This is a genomic window from Acidimicrobiales bacterium (assembly GCA_035536915.1).
GTDB lineage: Bacteria > Actinomycetota > Acidimicrobiia > Acidimicrobiales > JAHWLA01 > JAHWLA01.
Genome location: DATLNE010000025.1, coordinates 1 through 7,668 on the forward strand (window position 1 = coordinate 1; position 7,668 = coordinate 7,668).

Here is a 7,668-nt window from a genome sequence, read left to right on the forward strand (position 1 = left end):
CAAGAGTCCATATCGACGGGAAGGTTTGGCACCTCGATGTCGGCTCGTCGCATCCTGGGGCTGAAGCCGGTCCCAAGGGTTGGGCTGTTCGCCCATTAAAGCGGTACGCGAGCTGGGTTTAGAACGTCGTGAGACAGTGGATAACGCGCTGTCTATAAATTCGGCTATATGCTGGAAACTCCGAGAATCCTGCGCTACGAGTCCTTGTCACACCCTCTCCGTAGGGCGGACGAATGGCCCGTGACAATGCGCCAGGTGCGGACAATCAGCAGGAAAGACTGGGATGCCTACATCGGTTGGCACCAGAATCCTCAGAGGCCATATGCCGGACACCGGTTCGCCGGTGAAGATATGGTCCGATCTGCATGGCGACATGCAGAGCCAGGCAGAACAAGAAATGACCTGGCCCGCTCGGACGGATTCGTCCGGCGGTAACAAGAATGTCGGTCCCTATCCGATGCAGCCGTAGGAATCCTGAGGAAGGCTGTCCCTAGTACGAGAGGACCGGGACGGACGCAGCTCTCGTGTGGCAGTTGTCCTGCCAAGGGCACCGCTGCTTTGCGACCTGCGGAAGGGATAAGCGCTGAAAGCATCTAAGTGCGAAGCTCTTTCCAAGATGAGAATTCCCACTGGGTTAACCAGGTAAGGCCCGTGGCCAGACGACCACGTTGATAGGCCGGAGGTGTACGCACAGCAATGTGTTCAGCCGACCGGTACTAATCGGCCGAGGGCTTGGGATCAAACCGCTCGTGCTCGCTATGGAAGGTTCAAGGGACACCCTTGAAAACTTCAAAGATTTCCGGTGGCCATAGCGGCGATGTCACACCCGTTCCCATTCCGAACACGGCAGTTAAGCTCGCCAGCGCCGATGGTACTTGGGGGGAAGCCCCCTGGGAGAGTAGGTCGCCGCCGGAATATTTCGTAGTCGAAGCCCGCCCCTGGTGGCGGGCTTCGGCGCGCCCGGGGCCGAGTAGACTGCGGGCATGCCCCCCCCTCCCGGTGAACGTCGTCGCGCCTCGGGATCGGGTGCAGGCAAGCCGCGCCGCCCCGCCGGCGACCCCCCTCGCAAGGCCGGCGGCGCGCCTCGAGGCGACGACCGTCCCCGCCGAACCCCGGCCCGTTACAGCGAGGACCATGTCGAGGGCCCCCGGCAATACAGCGACGATCGTCCGCGGCGCACCGGTGGCCCGGCCCGCGGCGCAGGCGACGAGCGCCCCCGCCGCACCGACGGCCCGCCCCGGACCGGTGGGCCCCGCCGTTCCAGCGACGACCGCCCCGTCCGCCGCACCGACGGCCCGCCCCGCCGTGGCGCAGGTGGCTACGGCGACGACCGTCCCCGCCGCACGCCTGGTGCCTACGACGACCGTCCGGCACGTCGTTCGGACGGCCCGCCCCGGCGCGGAACCGGCGGCTACGGCGAACGCCCCGCCGCCCGCGGCGACGGCCCGCCCCGCCGTGGGACTGGCGGCTATGACGAACGCCCCCGTCGCGCTTCTGGTACCTATGACGAACGCCCCGCCCGTCGGTCCGAGGGCCCGCCCCGCCGTGGGACCGGCGACGACCGGCCGCGACGCGCCCCCGGCGCCTACGAGGGCCGACCGGTGCGAGGAAGCGACGGACCGTCTCGCACCTACGGCGCCGACCGACCGCCCCGCCGAGGCGCCGGTGGCCACAGTGACGACCGTCCCGTTCGCCGCGGCGCAGCCGGTACCGGCGGCGACGACCGTCCCCGTCGTACGGGCGACGGCCCGCCCCGTCGGTTCGAAGGCCGCCCCCGGCGCGACGGCGACAGTGTCGCCCCCGAGGCACGCCGGGCCGTCGCCCGCGGTCGTGTGCGCCCTGAGCCCGAGCCCGACGACGCCCGCACGCGTTCGTGGGGGAGCGTCGCTCGCAAGGGTGCCCGCGTCGTCGGCGAACCGCGGTCGGGTTCGGCGTCGGAGGCATGGCGCGACGCCGTCAGCCGGAGCCGTTCCGACGAGGAACGCCACCGCTCGGCGCCGCCCAAGTGGGAGCCCGAGGTCTGGGTCGAGGACGCGCCCGCCCCGCCCGCGCCCCGCCGGGCCCGCACGTCCGCCACGGCCGAGCGGGCACCGAGCCCGCCCCGGCGCACCCGCAAGCTGCCGCCCGTCGTCGCCGGCGAAGTCGCCCGCGCTGCCGGTGCCACTCGCTCGGCCAAGGTCGAACAAGCGCTGGCCGAAGCGGCCCGGGCCTACGAACGCGACCGCTACCACGACGCCCGGCGCATGCTGCGGCCGCTGGCCGAGCGCTACCCCGACGTGGCCGCCGTGCGCGAGCTCCACGGCCTCACCCTGTACCGCATGGGGAAGTGGACCGACGCCATCAAGGAGCTCGAGGCTTTCCGCTCCTTGTCGGGCTCCTACGACCAGCACCCCGTCCTGGCCGACTGCAACCGGGCGCTGCGGCGCTGGAAGCGGGTCGAGGAAGTGTGGGACGACCTGCGGGAGGCGTCGCCGAGCGCCGAGTTGGTAGCCGAGGGCCGCATCGTCATGGCCGGTGCCATGGCCGATCGCGGCAACGTAGGCGGCGCCATCGCCCTGCTCGAGCGGGCCCGCAGCAACATCAAGCGCCCCCGCCCGCACCACCTGCGCCTCTGGTACGCCTTGGCCGACCTCTACGAGCGGGCGGGCGAACTGCCGCGCTCGCGTGAGCTGTTCCGGGCCATCCTGCGCCACCACCACGACTTCGCCGACGTGCCCGAGCGGCTGGCTTCGCTCGACTGAGCGCCCGCAAAACTGTCGCACCCCCTCGGTAGGGTGAGGACCACGCAACTTCCCCCTGCGTCGTCCGCTTACGAGGGAGAGGTGTGCCATGAATGTGGTCGTGGTGCGAGGCCGGCTGTCGAAGCCGGCAGAGGAACGGGTGCTGGAGTCGCGCACCCGACTGGTGACGTTGGAGCTGACAGTGCCGCGCCCGGGCGAACGGGCCGACAGCGTGCCGGTGGCGTGGATGGGGGCGCCTGCGTCGGCCGCTCGCCTCGACACCGGCGAGGAGGTGCTCGTCATCGGGAGGGTCCGCCGCCGGTTCTTCCGGACCGGCAGCGGCACCCAGAGCCGAACGGAGGTCCTGGCCGACAAGGTGGTCACCACCAGGCAGGCCAAGAAGGCGGCCCTGGCCATGGCGGAGGCGATGCTGTCACTGGAGGCAGCCTGACGACGACACCGTTTTTGGGGTGCCGCGCGCCGAAACTAGGCTTGGCGACATGGATCTCCAAGCGCTGCTCGGTGACGAGGCCGACTCCCTCCTGACCCACACGTCGAAGGGCATCCCCAAGGAGGACCTGGTCCTCCCCGGTGGTGACTTCGTCGACCGCGTGCTGATCGACAGCGATCGTCCTGTCGCGGTGCTGCGCAACATCCAACAGGTGCTGAACTCCGGCCGCCTGGCCGGGACCGGCTACCTCTCGATCCTCCCCGTCGACCAGGGGATCGAGCATTCGGCCGCGGCCAGCTTCGCCAAGAACCCGGCCTACTTCGACCCCAAGAACCTCGTCGAGCTCGCTATCGAGGGTGGCTGCAACGCGGTCGCCACCACCTTCGGTGTGCTCGGCATGGTGGCGCGTCGCTACGCCCATCGCATCCCGTTCATCGTCAAGCTCAACCACAACGAGCTGATGACGTATCCCAACAAGTTCGACCAGATCATGTTCGGCTCCGTCCGTGAAGCGGCCGACCTCGGCGCCGCGGGCGTGGGCGCCACCATCTACTTCGGCTCCGACCAGGCCACCCGCCAGATCCAAGAGGTGAGCGAGGCCTTCCAAGAAGCCCACCGGCTCGGTTTGTTCACCGTGCTGTGGTGCTACCTGCGCAGCCCCGACTTCAAGCAGGACGTCGACTACCACCTCTCGGCCGACCTCACCGGCCAGGCCAACCACATCGGCGCCACCATCGAGGCCGACATCGTCAAGCAGAAGCAGCCGGAGAACAACGGCGGCTACAACGCCCTCAAGGGCTACGGCAAGACCGACAAGCTCGTCTACGAGGAGCTGACCACCGATCACCCCATCGACCTGACCCGCTGGCAGTTGGTGAACTGCTACATGGGCCGGGTGCCGCTGATCAACAGCGGTGGCGAGTCCAAGGGCTCGGGCGACCTGGGCCAGGCGGTGCGCACCGCGGTGATCAACAAGCGGGCGGGCGGCGCTGGCCTCATCGTCGGTCGCAAGGCGTTCCAGCGCCCGCTGAAGGACGGCGTCGAACTGCTCAACGCCGTGCAAGACGTGTTCCTCGACGACACAATCACCGTCGCCTGACCGGGGGCGCCTGAACGGCGGCGCGCCTACTGGACGTGCAGGAGCCTGAAGACGGCACGCACCGGCCCGTTCGCCGGGCGGTGCAGGTCCAGCTCCAGGCTCAGGTCGGAGCGTCCTTCCTGTGCCGTCCACATGTCGACCACCACCGACGTCCACCCCGGCTCGGTGGTGCGCACGGCCCAGCCGTTCCACGTGCGCGGCTCGCCCGGCGGCACGACCACGTCGACGCGGCCCCATGTGCCGTAGTCCTGTGTCCACAGGTACGGGTCGCCGTCGTCGTAGGCGCCGACGGCACGGAGCACCGCCTCGTCACGCCCGGCCAACGCCTCCACCACCGCTCGCACGGCAGCAAGCTCGTCGGGCGCCAGGTCGCCGAGCCCGAGGCTGCGGTCGGCCTCGGGCCGTCGCGATCGCCGCCGCCGCCACATGGAGGGCGAGCGTAGATCGGCGACCCCTGCGCCGGGTCGTTCGGTAGCCGCGGCAGGTCCGGTAGATTTGACAGACGACAACGTCGTCGGCAAACGGGGGCAGTACGTGACGGAGGCAGTAGCACCCGAGCACCCGCTCCAGGAGCTGGATCGGGTTGTCATCAGATTCGCAGGCGACTCCGGCGACGGGATGCAGCTCACCGGTGACCGGTTCACCACGGCGAGCGCCCTGTTCGGCAACGACTTGTCGACCCTGCCCGACTACCCGGCCGAGATCCGGGCGCCCGCGGGCACGTTGGCGGGCGTCAGCGCCTTCCAGGTCCACATCTCCGACCACGACATCCTCACGCCAGGCGACGCCCCCAACGTGCTGGTGGCCATGAACCCCGCCGCCCTCAAGGCCAACCTCCACGACCTGACCGCCGGCGGCACCCTCATCGTCAACGCCGATGCCTTCGACGAGCGCAACCTGGCCAAGGCGGGCTACACCTCCAACCCGCTGACCGACGACTCGCTGGCGGGCTACACCGTCTACGAGGTCCCCATGACCTCGATGACGCTGGAGGCCACCAAGCCCACCGGGGCCAAGCCCCGCGACGCCGAGCGGTCGAAGAACTTCTATGCCCTCGGCCTCGTCACGTGGATGTACACCCGGCCCGTCGAGCCCACCGTCACATGGATCGAGCAGCGCTTCGCCGACAAGCCCCTCGTGCGCGACGCCAACCTGCTGGCCTTCCGGGCGGGCTACAACTTCGGCGAGACGGCCGAGCTGTTCGGGGCTGCCTACGAGGTCAAGCCCACCACGTTCGACCCCGGCACCTACACCAACATCAGCGGCAACGTGGCGTTGGCGTGGGGCCTGGTGGCCGCCGGCCAACTGGCCAAGCTGCCGGTGTTCCTGGGCTCGTACCCCATCACGCCCGCGTCCGACATCCTCCACGAGCTCTCCAAGCACAAGAACTTCGGCGTGCGCACCATGCAGGCCGAAGACGAGATCTCCGGCGTGGGCGCCGCCCTCGGCGCCGCCTTCGGCGGGCACCTCGGCGTGACCACCACCAGCGGCCCGGGCGTCGACCTCAAGTCGGAGACCATCGGCCTGGCCATCAGCATGGAGCTGCCGCTGCTGATCATCGATATCCAGCGCGGCGGCCCGTCGACGGGCCTGCCCACCAAGACCGAGCAGGCCGACCTGCTGATGGCCATGTACGGCCGCCACGGCGAGTCGCCGCTGCCCATCGTTTCGGCCAGCACGCCGTCGGGCTGCTTCTACGCCGCCATCGAAGCGGCCCGCATCGCCCTCAAGTACCGCACGCCGGTCATCGTGCTCTCCGACGGCTACCTGGCCAACGGCACCGAGCCGTGGCGACTGCCGTCGATCGACGAGCTGCCCGACATCAGCGTCGACTTCACCACCGAGCCCAACCAGCACACCGACGACGGCGACATCTTCCTGCCGTACCTCCGCGACCCGGAGACCCTGGCCCGGCCGTGGGCGGTCCCCGGCACGCCCGGCCTCGAGCACCGCGTCGGTGGGCTGGAGAAGTCCGAGCCCACCGGCAACATCTCCTACGACCCGGTCAACCACGAGCACATGGTCCGCATCCGGGCCGCCAAGGTGGCGGGCATCGCCGCCGACATCCCGCCCACCGAGGTCGACGACCCCCACGAGGGCGGCGCCGACCTGCTCGTGCTGGGGTGGGGCTCGACCTACGGGGCAGTGGGCGCTGCCATCCGCCGCTTGCGCCTGCGGGGCTGCAAGGTGGCCCAGGCCCACCTCACCCATCTCAACCCGTTCCCCGCCGACCTGGGCGACGTGTTGCGCCGCTACCCCAAGGTGCTGGTGCCGGAGATGAACCTGGGCCAGCTGTCGCGGCTGATCCGGGCCGAGTACCTGGTCGACGCCAAGACGTACAGCAAGGTGCAGGGACTGCCGTTCACGTCGGCCGAGCTCGAGGCTGCCGTCCTGGAGGAGTTGGCTCGTTCATGACTGATGTGTCCGTCCCGCTGACGACCAAGAAAGACTGGTCGAGCGACCAGGAAGTGCGCTGGTGCCCTGGCTGCGGCGACTACTCCATCCTCACCGCCGTGCAGATGCTCATGCCCGACCTGGGCGTGCGCCGGGAGAACACCGTGTTCGTGTCGGGCATCGGCTGCTCAAGCCGCTTTCCCTATTACATGAACACCTACGGCATGCACTCGATCCACGGCCGGGCGCCCGCCATCGCCACCGGGCTGGCGACGGCCCGCCCCGACCTCGACGTGTGGGTGGTAACGGGCGACGGCGACGGCCTGTCGATCGGCGGCAACCACCTCATCCATGCCCTGCGCCGCAACGTCAACCTCACCATCTTGTTGTTCAACAACCAGATCTACGGGCTGACCAAGGGGCAGTACTCCCCGACCAGCGAGCTCGGGAAGGTCACGAAGTCGACGCCGTTCGGGTCGATCGACCATCCCTTCAACCCGGTGTCACTGGCCATCGGGTCCGAGGCGTCGTTCGTGGCCCGCACCCACGACATGGACCGGGCCCACATGATCGAGACCATGCGCCGCGCCCACGACCACAAGGGCGCCGCGGTGGTGGAGATCTTCCAGAACTGCAACGTCTTCAACGACGGCGCCTTCGAGGCCGTCACCGGCAAGGAGGTGCGCACCGACATGCTGATCCCGCTCCGCCACGGCGAGCCGATCCGCTTCGGTGCCGACCTCGACAGGTGCGTCGTGGCCGATCCCGACGGGCGGGTCCGGGTCACCACGGTGGCGGAGGTGGGGGAGGATCGCATCCTCGTCCACGACGAGGCCCGCACCGACCCCGGGCTGGCCTTCGCCCTCTCCCGCCTCTCCCGCGGTCCCATCGAGCCCACCCCGATCGGCGTCTTCCGCGCCGTCGAGCGGGCGGAGTACGTCGAGGAGACCGAGCTCCAGCTCCAAGCCGCCTCCGCCCAGAAGGGCCCCGGCGACCTGGCGGCG

The 7,668-nt window shown here is 69.5% G+C and carries 6 protein-coding genes and 2 rRNA genes; 7 read left to right on the forward strand and 1 reads right to left on the reverse strand.

Annotated elements, in window-relative coordinates:
* The 5 genes from VM938_06565 to VM938_06585 all read left to right on the forward strand — a co-directional run.
* A 23S ribosomal RNA gene (locus VM938_06565) occupies positions 1–740 on the forward strand; the annotation flags it as partial.
* Positions 741–798: 58 nt separating this feature from the next.
* Positions 799–915, forward strand: a 5S ribosomal RNA gene (gene rrf / locus VM938_06570).
* 68 nt (positions 916–983) lie between these two features.
* Entirely contained in the window at positions 984–2,741 is a 1,758-nt protein-coding gene (locus tag VM938_06575) for a tetratricopeptide repeat protein (GenBank protein HVF74695.1), read from the forward strand.
* 88 nt (positions 2,742–2,829) lie between these two features.
* Positions 2,830–3,171, forward strand: coding sequence for a hypothetical protein (locus VM938_06580; GenBank protein ID HVF74696.1), 342 nt, complete (start codon positions 2,830–2,832; stop codon positions 3,169–3,171).
* Positions 3,172–3,220: 49 nt separating this feature from the next.
* Positions 3,221–4,270, forward strand: a complete 1,050-nt coding sequence (locus VM938_06585; protein ID HVF74697.1) for a class I fructose-bisphosphate aldolase — start codon at positions 3,221–3,223, stop codon at positions 4,268–4,270.
* Positions 4,271–4,296: 26 nt separating this feature from the next.
* On the opposite strand, the gene VM938_06590 is transcribed toward VM938_06585, so the two are convergent.
* Positions 4,297–4,698, reverse strand: coding sequence for a hypothetical protein (locus tag VM938_06590; GenBank protein ID HVF74698.1), 402 nt, complete (start codon positions 4,696–4,698; stop codon positions 4,297–4,299).
* 106 nt (positions 4,699–4,804) lie between these two features.
* Between VM938_06590 and VM938_06595 the strand changes: the two genes are divergently transcribed.
* Positions 4,805–6,685: a 2-oxoacid:acceptor oxidoreductase subunit alpha gene (locus VM938_06595; protein ID HVF74699.1), complete on the forward strand. Its 1,881-nt coding sequence runs from the start codon at positions 4,805–4,807 to the stop codon at positions 6,683–6,685.
* Positions 6,682–7,668, forward strand: a 987-nt coding sequence (locus VM938_06600; GenBank protein HVF74700.1) for a 2-oxoacid:ferredoxin oxidoreductase subunit beta, incomplete at its 3' end; no start/stop codon positions are given. The genes VM938_06595 and VM938_06600, both read left to right, overlap by 4 nt.

Bases quoted from the DNA above. Each gene is read 5' to 3' on its own strand.
- VM938_06575 (HVF74695.1), top strand. From the start codon at position 984: ATGCCCCCCCCTCCCGGTGAACGTCGTCGCGCCTCGGGATCGGGTGCA.
- VM938_06580 (HVF74696.1), top strand. From the start codon at position 2,830: ATGAATGTGGTCGTGGTGCGAGGCCGGCTGTCGAAGCCGGCAGAGGAA.
- VM938_06585 (HVF74697.1), top strand. From the start codon at position 3,221: ATGGATCTCCAAGCGCTGCTCGGTGACGAGGCCGACTCCCTCCTGACC.
- VM938_06590 (HVF74698.1), bottom strand. From the start codon at position 4,698: ATGTGGCGGCGGCGGCGATCGCGACGGCCCGAGGCCGACCGCAGCCTC.